This window comes from Klebsiella sp. HC6 (assembly GCF_022605325.1).
GTDB lineage: Bacteria > Pseudomonadota > Gammaproteobacteria > Enterobacterales > Enterobacteriaceae > Klebsiella > Klebsiella terrigena.
In genome coordinates this window covers 150731-177722 of sequence record NZ_CP093276.1, presented here as the reverse complement: position 1 = coordinate 177722, position 26992 = coordinate 150731, and the positions used below count along the sequence as shown (strand labels likewise).

At 58.1% G+C, this 26992-nt stretch carries 22 protein-coding genes; 10 read left to right on the top strand and 12 right to left on the bottom strand.

Features of this window, described 5'->3' with window-relative positions:
• Positions 1-87: 87 nt before the first annotated feature.
• The gene (locus tag MMW58_RS00850; protein WP_041143158.1) at positions 88-297 is read left to right on the top strand and encodes a YdgH/BhsA/McbA-like domain containing protein; all 210 of its coding nucleotides are present in this window, start codon (positions 88-90) and stop codon (positions 295-297) included.
• An 87-nt stretch (positions 298-384) separates the two neighbouring features.
• Complete coding sequence (locus MMW58_RS00845) at positions 385-573, top strand: hypothetical protein (protein ID WP_045853900.1); 189 nt, start codon at positions 385-387, stop codon at positions 571-573.
• A gap of 98 nt (positions 574-671) precedes the next feature.
• Here the strand turns inward: MMW58_RS00845 and glyS are convergent, their stop codons facing one another.
• From glyS to MMW58_RS00830, 3 genes are all read right to left on the bottom strand, one after another.
• On the bottom strand, positions 672-2741 hold the full coding sequence (gene glyS / locus MMW58_RS00840) for a glycine--tRNA ligase subunit beta (protein ID WP_159236596.1): 2070 nt from the start codon (positions 2739-2741) through the stop codon (positions 672-674).
• Between the two features lie 9 nt (positions 2742-2750).
• Positions 2751-3662 carry a glycine--tRNA ligase subunit alpha gene (gene glyQ / locus MMW58_RS00835; RefSeq protein WP_041143161.1) on the bottom strand — a complete coding sequence of 304 codons (912 nt, stop codon included), beginning with the start codon at positions 3660-3662 and terminating at the stop codon, positions 2751-2753.
• Between the two features lie 137 nt (positions 3663-3799).
• On the bottom strand, positions 3800-4105 hold the full coding sequence (locus MMW58_RS00830; protein ID WP_045853898.1) for a YsaB family lipoprotein: 306 nt from the start codon (positions 4103-4105) through the stop codon (positions 3800-3802).
• A 179-nt stretch (positions 4106-4284) separates the two neighbouring features.
• On the opposite strand from MMW58_RS00830, the gene MMW58_RS00825 reads away from it, so the two are divergent.
• On the top strand, positions 4285-5280 hold the full coding sequence (locus tag MMW58_RS00825; RefSeq protein ID WP_241722605.1) for an acyltransferase: 996 nt from the start codon (positions 4285-4287) through the stop codon (positions 5278-5280).
• Between the two features lie 41 nt (positions 5281-5321).
• Here the strand turns inward: MMW58_RS00825 and xylB are convergent, their stop codons facing one another.
• Complete coding sequence (xylB, locus tag MMW58_RS00820) at positions 5322-6776, bottom strand: xylulokinase (RefSeq protein WP_133600159.1); 1455 nt, start codon at positions 6774-6776, stop codon at positions 5322-5324.
• A gap of 88 nt (positions 6777-6864) precedes the next feature.
• A complete protein-coding gene (gene xylA / locus MMW58_RS00815) occupies positions 6865-8187 on the bottom strand; it encodes a xylose isomerase (protein WP_241722604.1) in 1323 nt (440 codons plus the stop codon).
• A 372-nt stretch (positions 8188-8559) separates the two neighbouring features.
• On the opposite strand from xylA, the gene xylF reads away from it, so the two are divergent.
• The 4 genes from xylF (at position 8560) to xylR (ending at position 13621) form a co-directional block, all read left to right on the top strand.
• Positions 8560-9552 carry a D-xylose ABC transporter substrate-binding protein gene (gene xylF / locus MMW58_RS00810; RefSeq protein ID WP_241722603.1) on the top strand — a complete coding sequence of 331 codons (993 nt, stop codon included), beginning with the start codon at positions 8560-8562 and terminating at the stop codon, positions 9550-9552.
• A 65-nt stretch (positions 9553-9617) separates the two neighbouring features.
• Positions 9618-11159 (top strand): xylose ABC transporter ATP-binding protein, encoded by a 1542-nt coding sequence (locus MMW58_RS00805; RefSeq protein WP_241722602.1) that lies wholly within the window; start codon positions 9618-9620, stop codon positions 11157-11159.
• Positions 11137-12318, top strand: coding sequence for a xylose ABC transporter permease XylH (xylH, locus tag MMW58_RS00800; protein ID WP_045853892.1), 1182 nt, complete (start codon positions 11137-11139; stop codon positions 12316-12318). The genes MMW58_RS00805 and xylH overlap by 23 nt, the downstream gene beginning before the upstream one ends.
• A gap of 124 nt (positions 12319-12442) precedes the next feature.
• Positions 12443-13621, top strand: coding sequence for a D-xylose utilization transcriptional activator XylR (gene xylR, locus MMW58_RS00795; protein ID WP_045853891.1), 1179 nt, complete (start codon positions 12443-12445; stop codon positions 13619-13621).
• A 64-nt stretch (positions 13622-13685) separates the two neighbouring features.
• Here xylR and MMW58_RS00790 read toward each other — a convergent pair whose 3' ends face one another.
• Positions 13686-14504 (bottom strand): protein bax, encoded by an 819-nt coding sequence (locus MMW58_RS00790; protein ID WP_076946258.1) that lies wholly within the window; start codon positions 14502-14504, stop codon positions 13686-13688.
• Between the two features lie 314 nt (positions 14505-14818).
• Here MMW58_RS00790 and MMW58_RS00785 point away from each other — a divergent pair, with 314 nt between their 5' ends.
• Positions 14819-16852, top strand: coding sequence for an alpha-amylase (locus tag MMW58_RS00785; protein WP_159236602.1), 2034 nt, complete (start codon positions 14819-14821; stop codon positions 16850-16852).
• Between the two features lie 174 nt (positions 16853-17026).
• Positions 17027-18283, top strand: coding sequence for a valine--pyruvate transaminase (gene avtA, locus MMW58_RS00780; protein WP_045853888.1), 1257 nt, complete (start codon positions 17027-17029; stop codon positions 18281-18283).
• Between the two features lie 20 nt (positions 18284-18303).
• On the opposite strand, the gene MMW58_RS00775 is transcribed toward avtA, so the two are convergent.
• From MMW58_RS00775 to MMW58_RS00750, 6 genes are all read right to left on the bottom strand, one after another.
• Positions 18304-18792, bottom strand: a complete 489-nt coding sequence (locus MMW58_RS00775) for a 4Fe-4S dicluster domain-containing protein (RefSeq protein ID WP_133600281.1) — start codon at positions 18790-18792, stop codon at positions 18304-18306.
• A gap of 178 nt (positions 18793-18970) precedes the next feature.
• Positions 18971-20809 carry a selenocysteine-specific translation elongation factor gene (selB, locus tag MMW58_RS00770; protein WP_133600164.1) on the bottom strand — a complete coding sequence of 613 codons (1839 nt, stop codon included), beginning with the start codon at positions 20807-20809 and terminating at the stop codon, positions 18971-18973.
• The gene (gene selA / locus MMW58_RS00765; RefSeq protein WP_159236603.1) at positions 20806-22194 is read right to left on the bottom strand and encodes an L-seryl-tRNA(Sec) selenium transferase; all 1389 of its coding nucleotides are present in this window, start codon (positions 22192-22194) and stop codon (positions 20806-20808) included. Before selA ends, selB begins: the two co-directional genes overlap by 4 nt.
• 106 nt (positions 22195-22300) lie before the next feature.
• The gene (locus MMW58_RS00760) at positions 22301-22909 is read right to left on the bottom strand and encodes a glutathione S-transferase (protein ID WP_128876919.1); all 609 of its coding nucleotides are present in this window, start codon (positions 22907-22909) and stop codon (positions 22301-22303) included.
• A gap of 90 nt (positions 22910-22999) precedes the next feature.
• Positions 23000-24136, bottom strand: coding sequence for an HlyD family secretion protein (locus tag MMW58_RS00755; protein ID WP_133600167.1), 1137 nt, complete (start codon positions 24134-24136; stop codon positions 23000-23002).
• A gap of 2 nt (positions 24137-24138) precedes the next feature.
• Positions 24139-24501, bottom strand: coding sequence for a DUF3302 domain-containing protein (locus MMW58_RS00750; protein ID WP_159236605.1), 363 nt, complete (start codon positions 24499-24501; stop codon positions 24139-24141).
• A gap of 537 nt (positions 24502-25038) precedes the next feature.
• Between MMW58_RS00750 and MMW58_RS00745 the strand changes: the two genes are divergently transcribed.
• A complete protein-coding gene (locus MMW58_RS00745) occupies positions 25039-26952 on the top strand; it encodes a PTS mannitol transporter subunit IICBA (protein WP_133600168.1) in 1914 nt (637 codons plus the stop codon).
• The last annotated feature ends 40 nt before the right edge of the window (positions 26953-26992 follow it).

Genomic DNA, 26992 nt, shown 5'->3' with positions numbered 1-26992 from the left:
GATTTTAATCACCAGACGATCGGTCTATTATTTATCACATCAGGGCACAACGCCCTATTACAGACAAACAACCTCAGGAATACGACCATGAAATCTATCAAAACTTTCGTTGCAGTTACCGCACTTTCTCTGATGTCCTTCGGCGCATTTGCTCAGAGCATCAGCACCACCGCCTCCACCCTGGACCGTGCAGAAGCTAAAATTGCCGCCCAGGCTGCTGAGCAGGGTGCGTCCTACAAAATTACCAGCGCCCAGTTCAACAACCGCGTTCATATGACCGCAGAACTGACCAAATAAATCGCATTGATGGCGCTTTTAGAGAGTGCCGGCCGCCGGAATCAAGCATACAGGCGACAACGACAGCACGATGAAAAGGAATCTAAAATGAAAAATATCAGCGTGATGACCGCCCTGTTTCTGGCAGCCTCACTATCAACCGGCGTCATGGCAGCAGAACGTCATGCCGTAGCGCCAGAAGCGGGCTCCAGCATCGATACGTCGATGCATCAAAACCGCATTAACGTCAGCCACGCTTTCGATAAAGAGAGCCTGACGGCAGGCAACCTGGAGTAGTTAAGGGCCAGCCTGTAGACGAACAGATGGCGCCATGAGCATCTTCGCGCCATAAAAAAACCTGCCAGAAGGCAGGTTTTTTTGTTGCCAAAAGGCGCTTACTGCAGCAGAGAAATGTCCGCGACCTGCAGGAAAAGCTCGCGCAGTTTGGACAGCAGCGTCAGTCGGTTGATACGCACGTCCCGATCTTCGGCGTTGACCATCACGTTCTCAAAGAACTCATCCACCGGTTCACGCAGGGAGGCCAGCTCGATCAGCGCTTCCTGGTAGCGGCCTTCGGCGAAGAACGGCTGCAGCTTATCGCGCAGCACGACCAGATGGGTCGCCAGCTTGATCTCTGCGGCTTCTTTCAGCACGGAGGCGTGAACGGCATCGTTCAGCGTCTCTTCAGATTTTGCGAGGATGTTGGAGACGCGCTTGTTGGCGGCCGCCAGCGCCGAGGACTCTTCCAGCGTACGGAAGTGCGAAACCGCCTTCATGCGCGCATCGAAATCAGCCGGACGAGTCGGGCGACGAGCCAGTACCGCCTGGATGGTATCAACGCCGTAGCCTTCGTCCTGGTACCAGGCACGGAAGCGACCGAGCATAAAGTCGATGACGTCATCAACAACCCTGGCGTTGGTCAGCTTGTCGCCATACAGATGCACCGCTTCTTCGGTGAGAGTCTGCAGATCCAGATTCAGGTTCTTCTCAACGATGATGCGCAGTACGCCCAGCGCGGCGCGGCGCAGTGCGAACGGATCTTTGTCCCCTTTCGGGTGCTGACCAATGCCGAAGATACCGGCAAGCGTATCCATCTTATCGGCAATCGCCACCGCACAGGCAACCGGGTTAGACGGCAGATCGTCACCGGCAAAACGCGGCTGATACTGCTCGTTCAGCGCCACGGCAACGTCTTCCGCTTCGCCATCATGGCGCGCGTAGTGCATGCCCATGACGCCCTGAGTATCGGTGAACTCGAAGACCATATTGGTCATCAGGTCGCACTTCGACAGCAGGCCCGCGCGGGTCGCGTGGTTGACGTCCGCGCCAATCTGACCGGCAATCCAGCCGGCAAGGGCCTGAATACGGTCGGTTTTATCGCGCAGGGTGCCCAGCTGCTGCTGGAACAGGACGGTCTGCAGACGCGGCAGGTGGTCTTCCAGGCGCTTTTTACGGTCGGTGTTGAAGAAGAACTCCGCATCCGCCAGGCGTGGGCGAACCACTTTCTCGTTACCGGAGATAATCTGGATGGGATCTTTGGATTCGATGTTGGCGACGAAGATGAAGTTCGGCAGCAGTTTGCCGTCTTCCGCGTAGACCGGGAAGTACTTCTGATCGCCTTTCATGGTGTACACCAGCGCTTCAGAAGGTACCGCGAGGAATTTTTCTTCGAATTTCGCCGTCAGCACCACCGGCCACTCCACCAGCGAGGTCACCTCTTCCAGCAGGCTTTCGCTCAGGTCAGCGTTGCCGCCGATTTTGCGCGCTGCGGCTTCGGCGTCGGCTTTAATGGTGGCTTTACGCGTTTCGTAGTCAGCAATGACTTTACCGCGCTCCAGCAGGATCTGCGGATACTGTTCGGCGCTATCGATGGTGAACTCCGGCTCGCCCATAAAGCGATGCCCGCGGATCACGCGATCGGAGTCGATGCCGAGAATGGTCGCCGGCACGACTTTGTCGCCGAGCAGCAGGGTCACGGTGTGAACCGGACGCACGAACTGCACGTCCGACGCGCCCCAGCGCATCAGTTTAGGGATAGGCAGCTTGCCGAGGGAGGTCGAGACCATGTTCGGCAGCAGCGCTTCCGCGCTTTCGCCTTTCACATGGGCGCGATACAGCAGCCATTCGCCTTTATCGGTCGCCAGACGCTCGGCCTGCTCGACGGTGATACCGCAGCCGCGCGCCCAGCCTTCGGCCGCTTTGCTCGGTTTACCTTCTGCGTCAAACGCCGCAGAAATCGCCGGGCCGCGTTTTTCAATTTCGCGATCCGGCTGGGAAGCGGCCAGATTAGCCACCTTCAGCGCCAGACGACGCGGGGCGGCAAACCACTCAACGGTGCCGTGGGCAAGGCCAGCGCTGTCCAGCTCCGCGGTAAAGTTCGCAGCAAAAGACTCAGCCAGGCTGCGCAGGGCTTTTGGTGGCAGCTCTTCGGTGCCGATCTCCACCAGGAAAGTTTTCTCAGACATGGCCGCCTCTTATTTGTTTTTGTTGCACATCGGGAAGCCAAGGGCCTCACGGGAAGCGTAGTAAGCTTCTGCCACCGCTTTCGTCAGGGTGCGGATGCGCAGAATATAGCGCTGACGCTCGGTGACGGAGATGGCTTTACGCGCATCCAGCAGGTTGAAGCTATGGGCGGCCTTCAGAATGCGCTCGTAGGCGGGCAGCGGCAGCGGATTTTCCAGCGCCAGCAGCTGCTGCGCTTCTTTCTCATACTGCTCAAAGCAGGAGAACAGGAAGTCCACGTCGGCGTATTCAAAGTTATAGGTTGATTGCTCGACTTCGTTCTGATGGAACACGTCGCCGTAGGTCGTTTTACCCAGCGGGCCGTCGCTCCAGACCAGGTCGTAAACGCTGTCTACGCCCTGAATGTACATTGCCAGGCGCTCCAGACCGTAGGTGATCTCGCCGGTGACCGGCTTACATTCCATACCACCCACCTGCTGGAAGTAGGTGAACTGCGTCACTTCCATACCGTTCAGCCACACTTCCCAGCCCAGACCCCAGGCACCCAGCGTTGGGTTTTCCCAGTTGTCTTCCACGAAGCGGATATCATGAATAGTCGGATCCATACCCAGCTCTTTCAGAGACCCGAGGTACAGCTCCTGGATGTTGTCCGGCGATGGCTTAATGACCACCTGGAACTGATAGTAGTGCTGCAAGCGGTTCGGGTTTTCGCCATAGCGGCCGTCGGTTGGACGACGCGAAGGCTGCACGTAGGCAGTCGCCATCGGCTCTGGCCCCAGCGCGCGCAGGCAGGTCATTGGGTGGGAGGTGCCGGCGCCAACTTCCATGTCCAGTGGTTGAACAATGGTGCAGCCCTGACGAGCCCAGTAATCCTGTAAGGTCAGGATCAGGCCCTGGAAGGTCCTGGTATCAAACTTTTGCATATTATTTCGTGCTGGATACGTGTGGATTTAAAGGAAGGGATCAGTATACCCGCTGGCTGCGAGATATACAGTACGAAACGGCGTTGTTTAAGCAAAATTGGGGAAATTAACGCCATCATGCGGCAGCCGCGGGGCATTTAGCGCATAGAAAGATGTAAAAACTGCCCGTCTGGATCGAAAGAACAGATAAAGCGCTCATTCTGCTCGGTATGGCCCGACAGCTCATAGCTTCCCTGGAACTGTTCAAAGTGGCTGACGTCAACCAGCCTGGCCCCGGTGCTGTAGCGTCTTGCCGCCTGATCCTTACACAGCTGTTCCATATTCAGGGTAATTTGCGGCGTAATCCGCGCTCTTTGCGCTTTTTGTGGCGGCTGGGAGGGCGTCTGGCTGCAGCCGGCGAGCACAAGCAGCAGCAGTCCAGAAAAAAAACATTTCATCACCATTTTCCTCGACCGCCTTGTTAGCAAATTGTTATCGTTCAGATTACGTGAAATCACCCGGACATTGTGCGAATCTCTCCACATCTCTACAAGCACGCGGCGGCAAACTCAGAATATTCCATTGCGACACCGCGGTATCAGGGAAGTCAGACCCTGTTTAAGAAGGAACCACTGAGGTACTGATGCAGGAAAAAATAAACTGGATTACGAGTTTGCGCGGTATCGCATGCATGATGGTGGTGATGATCCACAGCACTACCTGGTACATCACCCATCCCCATTCCATCAGCCTGGTGGAATGGGATATGGCCAACCTGCTCAACTCCGCCTCTCGCGTCAGCGTCCCGCTCTTCTTCATGATGTCTGGATATCTGTTTTTCGGCGAACGCAGCGCCCAGCCGCGGCACTTTCTGCGCATTGTGCTGTGCGTGCTGTTTTACAGCGCCGTGTCGCTGCTCTACATCTCCCTGTTTACCCATATCAACGTCGAGCTCTCGCTAAGAAACCTGCTGCAAAAGCCGGTGTTCTATCACCTGTGGTTTTTCTTCGCGATTATCGTCATCTACCTGCTCTCGCCGCTTATTCAGGTTAAGCAGGTCAGCGGCAAGATGCTGCTGGCGCTGATGCTGGTCATCGGCATTCTCGCCAACCCCAACATGGTCAGCGTAAAAGCGGGCGGTATCGAATGGCTGCCGCTCAATCTCTATATCAGCGGCGATGCCTTTTACTACGTGCTGTACGGCGTGCTTGGCCGGGCGATTGGCATGATGGAGACGGATAAAAAATGGCTGACTCTGCTGTGTGCCGCGCTGTTTGCCAGCGCCGTGTGGGTGATATCGCGCGGAACGCTGCATGAGCTTAAGTGGCGCGGCGACTTCGGCGATACCTGGTATTTATACTGCGGTCCGGCGGTGTTTGTGTGCGCGGTAGCCCTGCTGACGCTGGCGAAAAACACCCTCAACGCGCGTCAGATCCCCGTTCTGGCGCTCATCGCCCGCCACTCTCTGGGGATCTACGGCTTTCATGCGCTGATTATCCACGCGCTGCGGGCCAGCGGCCTGGAGCTCACCCGCTGGCCGCTGCTGGATATTCTGTGGATCTTTAGCGCCGCCCTGCTGGGCAGCCTGCTGCTGTCGGCGCTGGTGCAGCGCATCGACACGCGCCGGCTGGTGAGCTAGCGCCACGGTCAAACCCGCTCCCGCGCGGGAGCGGATCGCCGCTACGACATCAGCGGGAGAAGCTGCTGATAAATCTGGCGGAAGGTTTCGCGACGCGGAGCATAGAGCGCGACGCGTTCGCTATTCGGACGATGAGCCTGCTCAAGCGGCAGCTGGGGCAGAAGGTCCGCCCAGGATTCCCCTTGATGCAGCGCCAGCTGCGCGAGTCTCGCGGCGCCCAGCGCCGGTCCAACGTCGCCGCCGGTGCGGTAATCCAGCTGCTGTCCGCTGATGTCAGCCAGCATCTGCCGCCACCAGGGGCTGCGCGCGCCTCCGCCAATCAAGGTGATGCTCTCGGGCCTGATGCCGCAGGCGTGGACCGCATCCATACCGTCCGCCAGCGCATATCCCACCCCTTCCAGCACCGCACGCGCCAGCTCCGCCGGGCCATGCTGATGCGTCAGGCCGAAAAAGACGCCCTTCGCCTGCGGGTTGTTATGCGGCGTACGTTCGCCGGAAAGATAGGGTAGAAACCACACCGGGCCCGCGCGCTCATCGGCGGACTCGGCCGCGCCGATCAGCGCCGGAACCGTACCCAGGCCGGTCAGCTTAGCCGCCCAGTCGAGGCAGGATGCCGCGCTGAGCATGACCGACATCAAATGCCAGCGCCCGGGAAGCGCGTGGCAGAAGCTGTGCACCGCGCTTTCGGGTTTGCTGAGAAACCCCTCGCTGACGGCAAAGTAAACGCCGGAGGTGCCCAGCGATAGCATCGCCTGCCCCGCGTCCGCCATGCCGACGCCAACAGCACCGGCGGCGTTATCCCCGCCGCCTGCCACTACCAGCGCCTGCGGCATATTCCACGCCGCGGCGAGAGCCGGGCGCAGCGCTCCCGTCACCTCGCTGCCTTCAAATAGCGCGGGCATGTTATCGCGGCTCAGGCCGCAGGCGGCGAGCATCTCGTCGCTCCAGTCGCGCTTTGCCACGTCCATCCACATCGTCCCGGCAGCATCAGACATATCGCTGGCGAACTCGCCGGTCATGCGCAGGCGTAAATAGTCTTTCGGCAGCAGGACCTTATCAACCTGGCTGAAGACGTCCGGCTCGTGTCGCTTAACCCACAGCAGCTTCGGCGCCGTAAAGCCGGGCATCATCAGGTTGCCGGTGATCTGCCGCGACCGCTCCACCCGCTCTTCCAGCAGGACGCACTCTTCGCCGCAGCGCCCGTCGTTCCATAAAATGGCCGGGCGCAGCACCCGCTGCTGCTTGTCCAGCAGCGTGGCGCCATGCATCTGCCCGGCGATACCGATAGCCTTCACGTCGCGCAGGGAGTGCTGCTCTCCCAGCGCTTTGATCGCGCTATCCGTTGCCTGCCACCAGTGCTCGGGATCTTGTTCGGACCATAAGGGGTGCGGGCGCGAGACGCTGAGCTTTTCCGTGTGCGAAGCCAGTACCTCACCCTGCTCATTGAGCAAAATGGCCTTCACGCCCGAGGTACCTAAATCAATCCCGATGTACATACAGACTCTCCTGAACAGCGCGCCACGGCTGAGCGTGGCGCGAAAAGCGTGCTAAATAGCCTATGCCCGGACGCGCCGGGCACTATCATCACTTATCGAAAAGATAATGATTCACCAGATTTTCCAGCTGCTCCTGGTGGCCGCTCTGATGCTGCGGCGCCAGATTATGCTGCGCGGCATGCTGAGCAATTTCCGTCAGCGTCATCTGCCCCTTGAGGATTTGCTGGCCCAGATCGCCGTTCCACCCGGCATAGCGTTTTGCTACGCGCTTATCCAGCTCGCCATCTTCAATCATGCGCGCCGCCACCTTCAGTGACAGAGCCATCGTATCCATCGCCCCAATATGACCATAGAACAGATCGTACTTATCGGTGCTTTGACGACGAACTTTGGCATCAAAATTCAGCCCGCCGGTAGTGAAACCGCCGGCCTTGAGAATTTCATACATCACCAGGGCGTTTTCTTCCACGCTATTCGGGAACTGATCGGTATCCCAGCCCAGCTGCGGGTCGCCGCGGTTGGCATCGACGGAGCCAAACAGGCCCAGCGCGATGGCGGTGGCAATCTCGTGGTGGAAGCTGTGGCCTGCCAGGGTCGCGTGGTTCGCTTCGATATTCAGCTTGATCTCTTTTTCCAGACCGAACTGCTTGAGGAAGCCATAAACGGTGGAGGCGTCGTAGTCGTACTGGTGCTTGGTCGGCTCCTGCGGCTTCGGCTCAATCAGCAGCGTCCCCTGGAAGCCAATTTTATGTTTGTGCTCAACCACCAGCTGCATAAACCGGCCAATCTGCTCACGCTCCTGGCGCAGGTCGGTATTGAGCAGCGTTTCATACCCTTCTCGGCCGCCCCACAGGACGTAGTTTTCCCCGCCCAGCTTGTGGGTGGCATCCATCGCGGTCACGACCTGAGTCGCCGCCCAGCTGAACACTTCCGGGTCCGGGTTGGTTGCCGCACCTGCGCCGTAGCGCGGATTAGTGAAGCAGTTCACGGTGCCCCACAGCAGCTTCACGCCGCTATGCTCCTGTTTTGCCGCCAGCACATCGACCATTTGCGCGAAATTGTTCAGGTACTCCTTCAACGACGCGCCTTCCGGGGAGACGTCAACGTCGTGGAAGCAGTAGTACGGGACGTTCAGCTTGTGGAAAAACTCAAAGGCGACGTCGGCTTTACGTTTTGCCATTTCGAGGGCGTCGCCCGGCTGCTGCCACGGACGGTTGAAGGAACCGACGCCAAACATATCGGCCCCGTTCCAGCAGAACGTGTGCCAGTAGCAGGCCGCAAACCGCAGGTGTTCTTCCATGCGTTTACCCAGCACCAGCTCATCCGGATTATAGTGACGGAAAGCCAGCGGGTTAGTGGATTTAGGGCCTTCATAACGAACGCGATCGAGTTGATCGAAATAGGTCTGCATAATGAACTCCATATTCAGGGATGCGGCGGGTAATAATTCATAAGCCAATATAGAATTGCTGTTTTACTTTCCTCAATTACGTTATTTCACACCGCCGTTGAGAGAATCCGCAAACGTGCGCCAGATCGCAAAAATAACCGACTTATTCGCTATTTATGTCCTATCCCAATGAAAGATCGGCACAATCCCTGAGGCCCTAAAGATTAAAATAAGATCGCGGTCATAAATCAGCAAATAAACTAAATTTCATAACGCCAAAATAAGCACAGGTAATTGCCAGCACCCTTTTCCCCGTTAAGAATCTTCAGCGTATCAGACCGTCTGCTTTTACCGCTCGTTTTATCCTGCACTTTACAAAAAGGTATTATTATTATGAAGATAAAGAACCTTTGCCTCACGCTCTGCGCTTCACTCATTCTGACCAGCATGGCGGGTATTGCTAAAGAAGTTAAAATTGGTATGGCCATTGACGATCTTCGACTGGAGCGCTGGCAGAAAGATCGCGATATTTTTGTCAACAAGGCTGAATCATTAGGCGCGAAAGTATTTGTACAGTCTGCCAACGGCAATGAAGAAACGCAAATGTCGCAAATTGAAAATATGATAAATCGCGGCGTTGATGTCCTGGTCATTATTCCTTACAACGGTCAGGTTTTAAGTAACGTGATTAAAGAAGCAAAGCAGGAGGGAATCAAAGTTCTCGCCTATGACCGTATGATTAATAACGCAGATATTGATTTCTATATTTCGTTCGATAACGAAAAAGTCGGCGAAATGCAGGCCAAAAGTCTGGTCGAGAAAGTGCCCCAGGGAAACTATTTCCTGATGGGCGGCTCGCCTGTTGATAATAACGCCAAGCTCTTCCGCGCCGGACAAATGAAGGTGCTTAAGCCTTATATCGATCAGGGCAAAATCAAAATTGTCGGCGATCAGTGGGTCGACGGCTGGCTGCCGGAAAACGCCTTAAAAATAATGGAAAACGCGCTGACCGCCAACAATAACAAAATTGATGCGGTCGTGGCCTCAAACGACGCCACCGCCGGCGGGGCAATCCAGGCGCTAAGCGCCCAGGGGCTGGCGGGGAAAGTGGCGATCTCGGGTCAGGACGCCGACCTCGCCGGAGTGAAGCGCATTATCTCTGGTACCCAGACGATGACGGTTTATAAGCCCATCGTGACGCTTGCCACCACCGCGGCAGAAATTGCCGTTGAGCTCGGTAACGATAAGGCGCCGCACGCTGATACCACCTTAAACAACGGGCTGAAGGACGTCCCGTCGCGGCTGCTGACGCCAATTGAAGTGAATAAAGACAATATCGACCAAACGGTGATTAAAGACGGTTTCCACAAAAAGAGCGAACTGTAACCTCCGACGCCCCTTAACCGGGGCGTTATTCTCGTCCAGCCGGATATCGCTTATGCGGAGCATCTATGTCCTGGTTACTTGAAATGAAGAACATTACCAAATCTTTCGGCGCGGTGAAGGCCGTTGATAATGTCAGCCTGCGGCTTAACGCCGGGGAAGTTGTCTCATTGTGTGGCGAAAATGGTTCCGGCAAATCCACCCTGATGAAGGTGCTATGCGGCATTTATCCGCACGGCAGCTATGAGGGCGAGATTATTTTCTCTGGCGAAACCCTGCAGGCCGCCAATATTCGCGATACCGAGCGTAAGGGCATTGCCATCATTCACCAGGAGCTCGCGCTGGTAAAACACTTAACGGTGCTGGAGAACATTTTCCTCGGCGCAGAAATTTCCCGCCACGGCCTGCTGGATTATGAAACCATGACCCTACGCAGCCAGAAGCTGCTGGCTCAGGTCAATTTGGCGATATCACCCGATACGCGCGTCGGGGATTTAGGTCTTGGCCAGCAGCAGCTGGTTGAAATTGCCAAAGCGCTCAACAAGCAGGTGCGCTTATTGATTCTCGATGAGCCCACCGCTTCATTAACCGAACAGGAAACGGCAATCCTGCTAAACATTATTCGCGATCTGCAAAATCACGGCATCGCCTGTATTTATATCTCCCACAAGCTCAACGAAGTCAAAGCGATCTCCGACACCATCTGCGTGATTCGCGACGGCCAGCATATTGGTACCCGCGACGCCAGCGGCATGAACGAAGATGATGTTATTACCATGATGGTCGGCCGCGAGCTGACCGCCCTTTACCCCAGCGAGCCGCATACCCGCGGCGACGAGATTTTGCGCGTCGAGAATTTAACCGCCTGGCACCCGGTCAATCGCCACATTAAACGAGTAAACGATATCTCCTTTTCGCTGCATCGCGGTGAAATCCTCGGCATTGCCGGACTGGTCGGCGCCGGGCGTACCGAGGCCGTCCAGTGCCTGTTTGGCGTCTGGCCGGGCCGTTGGGAGGGAAAAATCTCTATCGACGGCCAGCCGGTGGCGATCCATCACTGCCAGCAGGCGATTGCTCAGGGTATCGCCATGGTGCCGGAGGATCGCAAAAAAGACGGCATCGTGCCGGTGATGGCGGTCGGCAAGAACATCACCCTGGCCGCGCTGGACCAGTTTAGCGGCCCGCTCAGCAGCCTCGATGACGCCGGGGAGCAGCTGTGCATTCAGCAGTCTATCCAGCGCCTCAAAATCAAAACCTCATCGCCGGACCTGGCCATCGGCCGGCTCAGCGGCGGCAATCAGCAGAAGGCGATCCTCGCCCGCTGCCTGCTGCTGAACCCGCGCATTTTAATCCTTGATGAGCCCACCCGCGGCATTGATATCGGCGCGAAATACGAAATCTACAAGCTGATTAACCAGCTGGTGCAGCAGGGGATCGCCGTGATCGTTATCTCGTCGGAGCTTCCGGAGGTGCTCGGGCTCAGCGATCGGGTGCTGGTCATGCACGAAGGCAAACTGAAAGCCAACTTAATCAACCAGGGTCTGACCCAGGAAAAGGTAATGGAAGCCGCACTGAGGAGCGAACACCATGTCGAAAAACACGCCGTCTGAGATAAAACTGGCCCCATCAGCCTCCGCCGCCCTGCCCGGATTAAAGAGCCTGAATCTTCAGGTTTTCGTCATGATCGCCGCCATCGTGGTCATCATGCTGTTCTTTACCTGGGTTACCGACGGCGCCTACCTGAGCGCGCGCAATATTTCTAACCTGCTGCGGCAGACGGCCATTACCGGGATCCTCGCGGTGGGAATGGTCTTCGTGATTATTTCCGCCGAGATTGACCTCTCCGTCGGCTCAATGATGGGGCTTCTCGGCGGCGCGGCGGCCATCTTCGACGTTTGGCTCGGCTGGCCGCTGCCGCTCACCATCGTGGTGACGCTGGCGATGGGGCTGCTGCTGGGTGCCTGGAACGGGTGGTGGGTCGCCTATCGCAAGGTGCCCTCGTTTATCGTCACCCTTGCCGGCATGCTGGCGTTCCGCGGGATTCTGATCGGCATCACCAACGGCACCACGGTCTCCCCGACCAGCCCGGCGATGTCGCAAATCGGCCAGAGCTACCTGCCGGACGGCATTGGCTTCGGTATCGGCGTCGTCGGCATGGCCGCCTTTATTATCTGGCAGTGGCGCGGCCGCCTGCGCCGCCAGGCGCTGGGGTTAACCACCTCCGCCTCAACCGCTGCCGTCGGCCGCCAGACCCTTACCGCCGTTTTCGTCCTCGGCGCAATCTGGCTGCTGAACGACTATCGCGGCGTCCCTACGCCGGTGCTGATCCTCGCCGCGCTGCTGCTGGCCGGCATGTTTATGGCCACCCGCACCGCCTTTGGCCGGCGGATTTACGCCATCGGTGGCAACATTGAGGCCGCCCGCCTGTCGGGCATCAGCGTAGAGCGAACCAAGCTGGCGGTGTTCGCCATCAACGGCCTGATGGTGGCGATTGCCGGGCTGATCCTCAGCTCGCGGCTGGGGGCCGGCTCGCCGTCCGCGGGCAACATCGCCGAACTCGACGCCATCGCCGCCTGCGTTATCGGCGGCACCAGCCTTGCCGGCGGCGTAGGCAGCGTGGCCGGCGCGGTCATGGGGGCCTTTATCATGTCCGCGCTGGATAACGGCATGAGCATGATGGACGTCGCCACCTTCTGGCAATACATCGTTAAAGGCGCCATTTTGCTGCTGGCGGTGTGGATGGATTCCGCCACCAAGCGGCGCGCCTGAGACGCTGGACAACAGAATGCCCGAATTATTTGCGCTACCGCCAGATTTACGCATAAGTAGCTTGTAATAGTTCGGGCATTGGCCGGTATTGTATGGCCAGCAAGAGAGACCAGGGAACGAGATTATGTTTGAAAAGCGTCACCGTATTACGCTGTTATTCAACGCCAACAAGGCCTACGATCGGCAGGTTGTGGAAGGCGTTGGCGAATATTTACAGGCGTCGCAGCTGGAGTGGGACATTTTTATCGAAGAGGACTTCCGCGCCAGGATAGAGAACATCAGAGAGTGGCTGGGAGACGGGGCGATCGCCGATTATGACGATCCCGAAATTGAAAAGCTGCTGGCCGGCGTCGAGATACCGATCGTCGGCGTGGGCGGCTCCTACTATCGCCCCGAGGATTACCCGCCGGTTCACTATATCGCCACCGATAACGCCGCCCTGGTTGAGAGCGCCTTCCTGCATCTGAAAGAGAAAGGGGTTCATCGTTTCGCCTTTTACGGGCTGCCGACCTCCAGCGGCAAGCGCTGGGCCGTCGAGCGCGAGCACGCATTTTGCCAGCTGGTGGCAAAAGAGAAGTATCGCGGCGTGGTTTATCAGGGGCTGGAGACGGCGCCGGAAAACTGGCAGCACGCGCAGAACCGCCTGGCGGACTGGCTGCAAACGCTGCCGCCGCAAACGGGGATTATCGCCGTTACCGACGCCCGCGCGCGCCACGTTTTACAGGCCTGCGAGCTGCTGCATATTCCGGTACCGGAAAAGCTGTGCGTCATCGGCATCGATAACGAAGAGCTGACCCGCTACCTGTCGCGCGTTGCGCTATCCTCGGTGGCCCAGGGCACCCGTCAGATGGGCTATCAGGCGGCAAAGCTGCTGCACCGCCTGCTGGATAAAGAGGCGCTGCCGCTGCAGCGCAGGCTGGTTCCCCCCATGCGCGTCATTGAGCGACGCTCGACGGACTACCGCTCCCTCTCCGACCCCTCGGTTATCCAGGCCATGCACTACATCCGCAATCACGCCTGCAAAGGCATAAAGGTTGAGCAGGTGCTGGACGCAGTCGGGATCTCGCGTTCGAACCTCGAGAAGCGCTTTAAAGAGGAGGTGGGCGAAACCATTCATACGGTCATTCACAGCGAGAAGCTGGAGAAGGCGCGCAGCCTGCTGGTTTCGACGACGCTATCGATTAATGAAATCTCGCAGATGTGCGGCTACCCGTCGCTGCAGTATTTCTATTCCGTGTTTAAGAAAGAGTACGACGTCACGCCGAAGGAGTACCGCGATCGGCACAGCGAAGTGATGATGTAGCGAGAAAAAAGCGAAAAAAATGCCCGGGCAAGCGCGCCGGGCATTTTTCATTATAGGGTTTGCATTACATATGTGCGGCAATCAGACGCTGGTTATCCTGATACATCGCGAAGAGATAGTTGTTATAGCTCGACCCTTTGGTCGAATAGCCCTTCAGCTTATGAATCATCGTGCTGGCGGTCACTTCCTGGTCCGTTTTACGCAGCTGCGCGCGGGAGGTGCGGAAGGATTTGTACGCCGGATGCGTGTTCAGGTTGGTCACGTAGGCCTGCACCGACTGTTCTACAGATTCAAACTGAGAATAGCCTTTCATCGCACCGCTGCAGTTGCCGCCGCCGCACTTCATACCAAACAGATTGTTGTTCATGCGCGCCAGCTTCGACGTACCCCAGCCGCTTTCGGCCGCCGCCATGGTGGCAACCATGCTGTTAGGAATAATGTCGACGCGATCCATCAGCGTATTCCAGGGAATACGGCGCGTGTTGCCAGACCATTTCACCTTATAGCGAGACGTTATATCTTTCAGACGCGTACGCTCGCTCGGCGACCAGCGGGAATCATACTGCTTGGTAACAAGCCAGTTACGATCGGCGGTAATCACCTGATTCTGCTTGGTAATATAAGGCATCACTGTCCGGAGAAACGCTTTTTTCCTTGGTGTTCCGGAAGGGTATTTTCGCAAATCAGGAAGTGAACTGCTCTTTACACTATTGCGAGAATACTCTTGTTTACTGCTGACCTTAACACTACTGCTTTTCTTTACTATCGGGGCTTTATGACTCGTTGTTGCCGTGTGGGTTGTTGCCAACACACTACCTGAAAATATGCAGGTAAGTAACATGAGTATCGCGGCCCCATATCGTCGAATGGGAATCGATATCATTAGATCTCCTGGTCGGATATATGCATTCCAACACCTTGTTTTATGCGAAAAAACGTTAATTGAATCGCGAATAGTATCAAAAATACCCAGTGAGAGCACTAACAGAAATAGTCCAATTCCTAAAAGCTGTCACCTGAAATCGGTTTCTGTCCGCTGAAAAGGTCGCGAAAATGCTAGCGCCGTCTCATTTTTTGGCTATTTTTTGAACTGAATCACTCACCCCTTTTCATCCTCCCCGTAAAAGCGCAGGTGGGATGAGTTCATCCCGCGGTCAGACAGGCAAACTGAACAAAAACCGCTTACAGGACTTCGGCATGAAACTCGCTGCTCTCGCGTCGCTACTGTTGCCTGGGATGGCCTTCGCCGCCTGGACCACCCCTGACTTTCCCACCTTTACCGAAGAAGGCACCGGCAGATTTATTAGCCAAAACGAGGTGGCGAAGGGTACACGTCCGCTGCAAATAAATTTTGACCAACAGTGCTGGCAGCCGGTCGGAACCATAAAACTCAACCAAATGCTCTCCATGGAGCCCTGCCGCGGCGCGCCGGCGCAGTGGCGAGTTTTCCGCGAAGGCCTGTACACCCTCGATGTCGATACCCGCTCCGGCACGCCGACGCTGATGATCTCCCTCAAAGAGACCGAAACGGCGTCAGCGGTGACGCCCCAGCTGCGCCAGTGCCCGAAATGGCAGGGCCAGCCGCTGACGATTGCCGTCGGCCAGACCTTTGCCGAAGGCAGCAAGGTACGTGATTTTTACAGCGGCAACGTCGCGACGGTGAGCGGCGGGAAGGTTACCCTCCAGCCGGCCCCCAACAGCAACGGCCTGCTGCTGCTCGAACGGGCGGAAACCGACGCCACCGCGCCGTTTAGCTGGCATAACGCCACGGTCTATTTCGTGCTCACCGACCGCTTCGTTAACGGCAACCCCGCCAACGACAACAGCTACGGGCGGCACAAAGACGGCATGCAGGAGATCGGCACCTTTCACGGCGGCGACCTGCAGGGCCTGACCAGCCGGCTCGACTATCTCCAGCAACTGGGCGTCAACGCGCTGTGGATCAGCTCCCCGCTGGAGCAAATTCACGGCTGGGTTGGCGGCGGAACCAAGGGGGACTTCCCGCATTACGCCTATCACGGCTACTACGCCCAGGACTGGACCAAGCTGGATGCCAACATGGGTACCGAAGCAGACCTCCGTCGCCTCGTCGATGAGGCCCATAAGCGCGGCATGCGCATCCTGTTTGATGTCGTGATGAACCACACCGGCTACGCGACGCTCGCCGATATGCAGGAGTTCAAATTTGGCTCCCTGTATCTGCAGGGCGATGAGCTGAAAAAGACGTTCGGCGAACGCTGGACCGACTGGAAGCCCGGCCCGGGTCAGAGCTGGCACAGCTTTAACGATTACATCAACTTCAGCGATAAGGCCGGCTGGGAAAAATGGTGGGGGAAAAAGTGGATCCGTACCGATATCGGCGACTACGATAACCCCGGCTTTGACGATCTAACCATGTCCCTGGCCTTCCTGCCGGACCTGAAAACGGAATCAACAACCCCTTCCGGCCTGCCAAACTTCTATCATCAGAAAGCGGATACCGCCGCCAAAGAGATCCCCGGCTTCACGCCGCGCGACTACCTGACCCACTGGCTCAGCCAGTGGGTGCGTGATTACGGTATTGACGGTTTCCGCGTCGATACCGCCAAGCACGTCGAGCAGGCCGCCTGGCAGCAGCTGAAAACCCAGGCGACCGCGGCGCTGGCAGAGTGGAAAAAGGCCAACCCCGATAAGGCGCTGGATAACGCGCCGTTCTGGATGACCGGCGAGGCCTGGGGCCACGGCGTCATGCAGAGCGACTACTATCGCCACGGTTTTGACGCGATGATTAACTTCGATTATCAGGATCAGGCGGCGAAGGCCGCGGATTGCCTGGCCAATATGGACCTGACCTGGCAGCAAATGGCGGACAAGCTGCAGCAGTTTAACGTCCTGAGCTACCTCTCATCGCACGATACGCGCCTGTTCCGCGAAGGCGGCAGCTCGGCGGCCGAACTGCTGCTGCTCGCCCCCGGCGCGGTGCAAATCTTCTACGGCGATGAGTCCTCGCGGCCCTTTGGCCCGACCGGCTCAGACCCGCTGCAGGGCACGCGCTCGGATATGAACTGGCAGGACGTCGCGGGCAAAGCCGCGCTTAGCGTGACGCACTGGCAGAAGCTCGGCCAGTTCCGCGCCCGCCACCCGGCCATCGGTATGGGCAAGCAAACCACCCTCTCCCTGCCGCAGGGCTACGGTTTTGTACGCGAAAACGGCGATGATAAAGTGATGGTCGTTTGGGCAGGCCAGCGCTAGCCCACGGATAAGCGGCGCCCTCGGCTACCGAGGGCGCCAAAATAGAATAAAACGCTATAAAAAATAGATAACTCAGCACAATAACAAAACCCTCTCCGTTTCCGCAGATTTGCACCTCGCTAACGCTGGCGTTATGGTTACCCACTTTCCAGACATACCGACAGATTATTCGCGATGACATTTTCACTTTTCGGCGACAAATTCACCCGCCATTCGGGCATTACCCGTTTGATGGAAGACCTTAATGACGGCCTGCGTACGCCAGGTGCAATCATGCTGGGTGGCGGTAATCCCGCGCAAATCCCGGAAATGAATGACTACTTCAAGGACCTGCTTGCCGACATGCTGGCTAACGGTAAAGCCCTTGATGCGCTTTGTAATTACGACGGTCCGCAGGGCAAAAGCGAACTGCTAAGCCTGCTGGCGCAGATGCTGCGTGATGAACTCGGCTGGGAGATTGAACCACAGAATATTGCACTAACAAACGGCAGTCAGAGTGCATTTTTCTACTTATTTAATCTCTTTGCCGGACGCCGTGCTGATGGCACCACCCGTAAGGTGCTGTTCCCGCTGACACCGGAATATATCGGCTACGCCGATTCCGGTCTCGAAGAGGATCTGTTCGTCGCCACCCGCCCGAATATCGAACTGCTGCCGGAAGGCCAGTTTAAATATCATGTGGATTTTGAGCATCTGCAGGTGACGGAAGAGACGGGCATGATTTGCGTCTCCCGCCCGACGAACCCTACCGGCAACGTGATTACTGACGAAGAGCTGATCAAGCTGGATGCGCTGGCCAATCAGCACGGCGTGCCGCTGGTCATTGATAACGCCTACGGCGTTCCCTTCCCGGGGATTATTTTCAGCGACGCCAGGCCGCTATGGAACCCCAATATCGTGCTGTGCATGAGCCTCTCCAAGCTCGGTCTGCCGGGCAGCCGCTGCGGGATTATCATCGCCAACGAGAAGATCGTGACCGCCATCAGCAATATGAACGGCATTATCAGCCTTGCCCCTGGCGGCATGGGCCCGGCGATGATGTGCGAAATGATTAAGCGCAAGGATCTGCTGCGCCTGTCGGAGACGGTGATTAAGCCGTTCTATTACCAGCGGGTTCAGGAAACCATCGCCATTATTCGCCGCTATCTGCCGGCGGAGCGCTGCCTGATCCATAAGCCGGAAGGCGCCATCTTCCTCTGGCTGTGGTTTAAGGATCTGCCGATTTCCACCGAGCTGCTCTATCAGCGCCTGAAAAAGCGCGGCGTGCTGATGGTGCCGGGCGACTACTTCTTCCCGGGCCTTGATAAGCCCTGGCCGCACACCCACCAGTGCATGCGGATGAACTACGTACCGGACCCGGAGAAAATTGAGGCGGGCGTGAAGATTCTCGCCGAAGAGGTTGAACGCGCGTGGGGCGAACAGGGCGCGTAATCGCGCGTTTTGTCGCCCGCCTAAATCGCCAGCGCCGTACGCCGACGGCGCTCGCCGCTTAATCTCTCCAGCTCCTCCGCCGTCATGCAGTACAGCGCCTGGGTCGGACAGGCCGCCACGCAGGCCGGGCCGTCCTCGCGATGGCCGCACAAATCACATTTCAGCGCCTGTACGCCATCGTCGGTCATCATCACGGACATCGCGCCGTACGGACAGGCCACCATGCAGCTTTTGCAGCCAATACAAAGGGATTGTTCAACGTACACCGCGCCGCTGACCCGACTCATCGCCCCCACCGGACAGACGTTGGCGCAGGGCGCATCTTCGCAATGATGGCAGGTCACGGCGGTGGTAAAAGAGCCGCTCTTCACCACCCAAATGCGCGCGCTGAAGGCTTTTGGCGAAAGTGCGGCGCAGTCCTGATTTGCCTGGTGTGACACCGCGCAGGCCACTTCGCAGGTACGACAGCCAATGCATTTGGCCGAATCCGCAGTGATAAAACGGTTCATCATCTGCTCCATTGGGGATAAAAAGGCAGCGTGCCAGAAAACCCGGCCACCGCGCCTTGATCCTGAATGGAATCAGCGGCCGTTTTTGTCAAATGCCGTACAAGATTTGTCACAAAGCCCCACAGAGTGGCGCCCTGCCGTATTGTCGCTGTCAGGAGCCAGGTCAGGTTCCGTACCGCTAAAGAAACAGCGCCTTATCGCGCAGAATATGATCGTTTCCGCGCCGGCGGGTGAAGCCAATGCGGTCAAAATACTCGAGAATTTGGATCGCCAGCTTTCTGCCGACGTTCAGCTTATCGCGGAAATCTGCGGCGCAGGTCGATCCCCTTTCGAGATCCAGCTCGCGGATCAGCCCGGCGAATTCGACAATCCGATCGTTACGGTAATAACGATCCTTGACGATCGCGGTAATCACGCCCTGCTGTGCCGCCTGGCGCAGCACCGCGCGCATTAAGGACTCTTCAACGCCGCTCTCTTTTGCCAGATCGCGCACCCACCAGGGCTCGTCGGCAAACAGATCGACCACCCGTAGCCAGATGGCCTGCTGCTCATCGGTAAAGCCCGCCTTGTGCTCCGGCAGATGCAGCCAGCCGTGGTGGCTGTGGATAACCCCGCTTTCGCGCATCTGCTCAATCAGCAGCAGCACCAGCCCTTCGTCCTCCATCGGCAGGGCAATGCGCCGCAGGCGCTCGCGTCCCGTACCCGGCTCATCGCGATGCTGATCGTGATAGCGCGTCAGCGCGTCGATTAATTTGCTCTGCCAGCGCGCCGCCAGCGGGGCGCTGAGCAGACTGCTGCCGGCCTGCAGATAGCCGGGCTGGCCCGTCAGCGCGGCCAGGCCGGTTTCGCTCAGCTGCCGGGCCCAGGCAAAATCATCGAGGCGCACCGCATCACGCTGCAGATGCACCTCCAGCGCCCGGGCGTCGTCGTCGGCGCTCGCCAGCGTATGCAGCCACTGCAGGTATTCCGGCTTACGCTTACCGCGGCGCGGCGGATTGAGCGTCACCACTCTGGCGCCTGCCAGGGTGCTGCGGGCGGAGATATCGCGCAGCACCAGGCGATCGTTATCCGCCAGCCACAGCGGGCTATCGAGCACCAGCTCGGCAAGCTCCCCCTCCAGCAGCGACACGCGGCCGGTAATATGGCGGGCGGCATGATGGATATGCAACGACTGCCACTGGGTGAGCGGCGCGTGGCGCTGCAGTTCGACAATCACCCGCTCGGACGCTTCGGGAGGCTGAACCGACAGCAGCCAGTCGCCGCGGCTTAGCGCCTCTTTTTGCGCATCGCCGACGATATTGAGCGCAATGCGCTGGCCGGCCCGCGCCTGCTCGACCGGCTGGTTCTGGGCATGCAGACCGCGCACGCGCACGGGCTTATCGACGCCGGTAAGCCACAGCGTGTCGCCGACCTTCACTTCACCGCTGAGCGCCGTACCGGTGACCACCAACCCCGCGCCCTTAACGGTAAAGGCGCGGTCGATCGCCAGGCGAAAGCGCTGATGCTGCGGATGCCCGCGCTCTGAGAGCTGCAGCAGATGCTCACGCAGCGCGCTAATTCCGCGCCCGGACGGTACGGCGGTGACAAACAGCGCGGCGTGCGTAAAACCAAACTCCGCCAGCACCGCTTCTGCGTCGGCGCGCACCTCGTCCACGCGCTGCGCCTCCACGCGATCGGCCTTGGTTAGCGCAACGGTCAACGACGGCTTTCCCGTCAGCTGCAGGATCGCCAGATGCTCGCGGGTCTGCGCCATCACGCCATCGTCACAGGCCACCACCAGCAGCGCGTGGTCAATACCGCCCACCCCCGCCAGCATATTGGACAAAAACTTTTCGTGGCCCGGCACGTCGATAAAGCCCGGCACCCGGCCGTCAGGCTGCGGCCAGTAGGCGTAGCCCAGATCGATGGTCATCCCGCGGGATTTCTCTTCCGGAAGGCGATCGGCATTCACGCCGGTAATCGCCTGCAGCAGCGTGGTTTTACCGTGGTCAACGTGTCCGGCGGTGGCAATAATCATGGTAATAACATCTCCATAAACCTCGATTCATCTTCAAGGCAGCGCAAATCCAGCCACAGGCGGCCATCGCTAACCCGCCCAATCACCGGCACCGCCAGCGTCCGCCAGCGGGCGGCCAGCGCCTCCAGCCGGCTGCCCCGGCCGTCGCGCGGGGTGAAGGTTAGCGCGGCGCCGGGCAAGCGGTCCACCGGCAGCGAGCCGCTGCCGATTTGCGACAGGCAGGGCTCAATCCGCACCTCAAAGTCAGCGTAGTGCGCGGCAAGCCGCGGCTGCAGGCGCGCCGCCTGAGCGTGGATGTCTTCGGCGCTGCGGGTCAGCAGGCGCAGTGTGGGCAGGCGCTCGGCGAGGGTTTCCGGATGCAGGTAGAGGCGCAGGGTAGCCTCCAGCGCCGCAAGGGTCATTTTATCGGCACGCAGCGCGCGCTTGAGCGGGTGCTGCTGCAGGCGGGCAATCATCGCCTTTTCACCGACGATAATCCCCGCCTGCGGGCCGCCCAGCAGCTTGTCGCCGGAGAAGCTCACCAGGCTGACGCCGGCGGCAATCATCTCCTGCGGCATCGGCTCCTTCGGCAGGCCGTACTCGCTCAGGTCCACCAGCGAACCGCTGCCCAGATCGACCACCAGCGGAATATCCAGCTCGCGTCCTATCGCCGCCAGCTCCGCCTCATCCACGGTTTTAGTAAAGCCTTCAATACTGTAGTTGCTGGTATGCACCTTCATCAGCAGGCCGGTATTCTCCCCCACGGCCTGGCGATAATCTTTCGCGTGGGTGCGGTTGGTGGTGCCCACCTCGTGTAAAACGCAGCCCGCCTGACGCATCACGTCGGGGATGCGAAACGCGCCGCCAATCTCCACCAGCTCGCCGCGCGAGAGAACCACCTCTTTGCCGCCGGCCGTTGCCGCCAGCATCAGCAGCACCGCCGCCGCGTTGTTATTGACGATGCAGGCATCCTCCGCGCCGGTCAGGCGGCACAGCAGATCCGCCAGCGCGCGGTCGCGGTGCCCGCGTCCGCCGTCGTCGAGGCTATATTCAAGAGTAACCGGCGCCCGCATCGCCTGCGTAACCGCCTCCACCGCGGCCTCGGCCTGAATCGCACGGCCTAAATTGGTGTGCAGTACCGTTCCCGTCAGGTTGAAAACCGGGCGCAGCGCGCTTTCCGTCGTTTGCGCCAGCCGCCGTTCGGCCTCCCGCGCCCAGTCGTCGCACCAGTCGGGCAGCGCCTGGCTCAGGCGAATGTGCTGCCGCGCCTGCTCCAGCATCTGGCGCAGCAGGGCGACAACCTGGGCATGGCCATATTGAGCCAGCGCGGATGAAAAGGCGGGATCGCGGAGCAGACGGTCGGTGGCCGGAAGTTGGGTGTAAAGCGCACGAGTATCGGTTGTCATGAATGAGCCTGGCGATAGGTTATTTTCCCCCCTCCCGACGGGAGAGGGAGTCAACAATTGAGCGACAATTGTAACGCCTGCACGCGCAAACTGTTACCTGCCTGGGTCAAGTCCTTGGCGGTTCCGTGCGGGCAAAGCTGGCGCGCTGAAAGAGCGCCTCAACCAGCGCAATCAGCCGAGGCCGGGTCGCGCACCAGCCCGGCGCCACGCGGCGGAAGTTAAGATAGGCGATGGCGCAGGCGGCGGAGATCGACGCCAGGTTAATCTCATCGCCGCGCAGGGTGCCGTCGGCCGCGTACCCCTCCAGCGCGTCAAGGCCGCGAGCCACCTTCTCACGCTGGCGCAGCAGCTCCGTTTCCGACTGCTGCGCCGGCGGACGCGCCTTTTCTCGCACCAGCGCCTGCGCCGCCTCCATCACGCCGTCAGCCAGCGCCTCCAGCTGGCGTATTTTCAGCGCCGCCTTCGGATCGCTCGGCAGCATATCCGGCATTACGCCGAGCAGTTCCAGATATTGCGCGATAATCGGCGAGTCGAACCAGCACTCACCGTCATCGGTGACCAGCGCCGGGACCTTGCCTAACGGATTATATTTGGCGACGCCGCTGGCCTCGCCGTAGGGGAATTCATTGACGAACTCGAAGGGAATATCTTTTTCCAGCAGTATGACGGAAATTTTGCGCACAAAGGGACTGGTATAGCTGCCGATCAGTTTCATTGCCTGCTCCTTTCGCCAACAAAAATCTAAGTATGGTTCAGGAGCAGGCAAAAGGCAGGGAGACTTCACGCCCGTCAGCCGGGACTCGCCTTAATGGTCCAGATAGAGATAGTGCATCCAGCTGGTCATACGCAGCAGGACTTTTCGCATCACCGAAACGTGGGTGAAATGGTCAGAGTAGACCGCTACCTGGGCAAAAATACCGTCCGGAAGCGCCTCGACGTCGGCATTCGGATCGAGCTCAATCGTTGCCAGAACGCCATCGGAGCCCGGCGTCACCGTCAGCGACTGCAGCGCGCCCTGCGCCTGATAGCTGCCGCCGGGCACCACCGGTAAAATACTGGTCAGCTTGCCGTGAAATACCTGTCCTGGCAGAGCGCTAAAGACCACCTCTGCGTCATCGCCGCTTTTCAGTCGCAGCAGCGAGTTTTGCCGGAACTGCGCCACGATCAGCCGCTTCTGTTCGGGGATAAACACCATCACCGGGCGCAGCGGTAGCGATGCCGCGTAGGTTCCGGGACGAATCAGCACCTGGGTGATATAGCCGTCGCTCGGCGCGCGGACAACGGTCTGATCGAGGTTATATTTTGCCTCGGCCAGCTGCGCCCGCAGGCTGACGACCTGCGACTGCTCTCCGCCGACCATGCTGTCCAGCTGGCTTTGTATCTGTGCCTGTTCCGCCACCGAGCCTTTTACCATCGCATCCTGAGCGAGGTAGTTTTGGCGGGCGTTATCAATGTCGCTTTCAGAAAACGGATTCACCCGCGCCTGGCTGCCTTTCAGGTAGCGCTGATAGTCCTTGTAGAGCCGGTCACGTTCTGCGGAAACGCGGACGGTATTGGCCTGCGCCTCCGCGAGCTGCGCCTTCAGGTTGTTAATACCGTGCAGCGCGGTCACCAGATCGGCCTGCAGCCTGTCCACCCTTGCCTGGTAGCGCACGGGATCGATAGTAAAGAGCACCTCGCCTTTACTTACCCGCTGGTTCGCTTTATCCGTCACGCTGCTGACCACGCCGGTAACCTGGGGCGTAATAGGGATAGAGATAACCGCCTTCTGCGCGGTGAAAGTATAGGGATGGTTGTAGTTCATTAATAAGATTAGCGCACTAACAATAAATATACCGCCGAGCGCTGCGGTGGGTACCGTCCATTTATTTACCGGAATTTTAAATATTTTAAATATTGACCAGGCGAGCGCCACGTACGTCAAAATAATCAGCAGATCCATGGTTATTTCTCCGGGGATCGGGCGGAAGAGTGGCGTTCAGCGACTCTTTTCTCAAGGTCGGCAATGCGCTGCTGGAGCTGCGCCAGGTCCTGTTCTTCTGTCGTTTCGGCAAGGTTTCCGTCCGGGCGATGCTGCATGCCCCAACCGCGCTCTGGCCGATAGAGCGTGGCCCAAATCCACAGGAATGGCCAAATAACGTGGAGGGTAAAAAGACTTACCCATCCGGCGACGTGAATAGCATCTGCATGTGGGTGGTTACGCTTCTTCGCGATCAGGTAAGGAATATCATGCAGGATGATGATTCCATAAAAGATGACCAGAAATACGAAGATCAGAACGCCCAGCGCAAAATAATTGAGAAACATATTTTCCTCGAATTTACGCTAATAAATTATATCAATGTGTAGACAGTCAAATAGAACCCTGACTGATGATTTGATCATAATTCACGCATCTCATTTTTACCATATGGCGCAAAAAATCGACCGCCAGCGCGATACGGGTCGCCGTTACATTTCGTTGGATGAAACGATGGGGAATCTGTCGGAGATCACAGGCGCTAAAAACAAGTCACGATATTTTGTGATTAACATCACATATAAACAATTATTCACAGATACAAAATTGCGACCTTTGTCACATTAAAGCGCATTTTCGGCACCAAATTATCCCTCAGCCGTTTTTTTGCACAGCCATTATGTGACGCATATCACTATATACACCGCGCGATCGCCTATATTCACGTGATGCAGATCACATAAAGACCCGGTCACTGGACAGTTCTCCGATTCAGTGCCAGATTTCGCTTTATCAATCAGGGTCCGGCTTCCTCTGCCGCCACATTAACAACAAGCCTCAGGCTTTTAGCCTACGCGATAAGCAAAACAGAAAAGGGGTGTTTTATGTCATCCGATATCAAGATCAAGGTGCAAAGCTTTGGTCGTTTCCTTAGCAATATGGTGATGCCAAATATTGGCGCGTTTATCGCGTGGGGTATCATCACCGCCCTATTCATTCCGACAGGATGGCTGCCAAGCGAAACGCTGGCGAAGCTGGTCGGCCCGATGATTACCTACCTGCTGCCGCTGCTGATCGGTTACACCGGCGGTAAGCTGATTGGCGGCGAACGCGGCGGCGTGGTCGGCGCGATTACCACGATGGGCGTGATCGTCGGCGCGGATATGCCGATGTTCCTCGGCGCAATGATTGCCGGTCCGCTGGGCGGCTGGGCGATTAAGCATTTTGACAGCTGGGTAGACGGTAAGATTAAGTCCGGCTTCGAGATGCTGGTGAACAACTTCTCCGCCGGCATCATCGGGATGATCCTGGCGATTCTGGCGTTCCTCGGCATTGGCCCTGCGGTTGAAGTCCTGTCCAAAATTCTGGCGGCGGGCGTTAACTTCATGGTTGTGCACGACATGCTGCCGCTGGCGTCTATCTTCGTAGAACCGGCGAAAATCCTGTTCCTCAATAACGCCATCAACCACGGCATCTTCTCGCCGCTGGGTATTCAGCAGTCCCACGAGCTGGGCAAATCAATCTTCTTCCTGATTGAAGCGAACCCGGGTCCGGGGATGGGCGTGCTGCTGGCGTACATGTTCTTTGGTCGCGGCAATGCTAAGCAGTCTGCAGGCGGCGCGGCAATCATCCACTTCCTCGGCGGTATTCACGAAATCTACTTCCCGTACGTGCTGATGAACCCGCGTCTGATCCTCGCCGTTATCCTCGGCGGTATGACCGGCGTGTTCACCCTGACTATCCTCAACGGTGGCCTGGTGTCTCCGGCTTCTCCGGGCTCCATCCTGGCGGTGCTGGCAATGACTCCGAAAGGCGCCTATTTTGCTAACATCGCTGCGATTATCGCCGCTATGGCCGTCTCCTTCGTGGTCTCCGCCATTCTGCTGAAAACCAGCAAAGTGAAAGAAGAAGATGATATTGATGCGGCCACCCGCCGTATGCAGGATATGAAGTCAGCTTCCAAAGGCGCGGCGACTCCGCTGGCCGCCGGCGATGTTGCTAACGACCTGAGCCACGTGCGCAAAATCATCGTTGCCTGCGACGCCGGTATGGGTTCCAGCGCCATGGGTGCAGGCGTGCTGCGTAAGAAAGTACAGGATGCGGGACTGAGCAATATCTCCGTCACCAACTGTGCGATTAACAACCTGCCGCCTGACGTTGACCTGGTGATTACCCACCGCGACCTGACCGAGCGCGCCATGCGCCAGGTACCGCAGGCTCAGCATATTTCGCTGACCAACTTCCTCGACAGCGGCCTGTACACCAGCCTGACCGAACGCCTGGTCGCGGCGCAGCGTCATACCGATAACGAAGAGAAGGTTCGCGGCAGCCTGCAGGACAGCTTTGACGCTGCCGATACCCACCTGTTCCGGCTCGGGGCGGAAAATATCTTCCTCGGTCGTCACGCGGCAACCAAAGAGGAAGCCATTCTCTTTGCCGGTGAGCAGCTGGTCAAAGGCGGCTACGTTGAACCGGAATACGTGCAGGCGATGCTGGATCGTGAAAAGCTGACCTCCACCTATCTGGGTGAGTCCATCGCGGTACCGCACGGCACTATCGAAGCGAAAGATCGCGTTCTGAAAACCGGCGTGGTGTTCTGTCAGTACCCGCAGGGCGTGCGTTTTGGCGAAGAGGAAGATGACATTGCCCGTCTGGTCATCGGCATCGCCGCCCGCAACAACGAACACATCCAGGTCATCACCAGCCTGACCAACGCCCTGGACGATGAGACGGTGATTGAGCGCCTGACGCACACCACCAGCGTAGAAGAAGTGCTGGCGCTGCTGAACAAAGCGTAGCCCGTTGCCCGGACGCCGGCGTCCGGGATAGCAAGAAAGA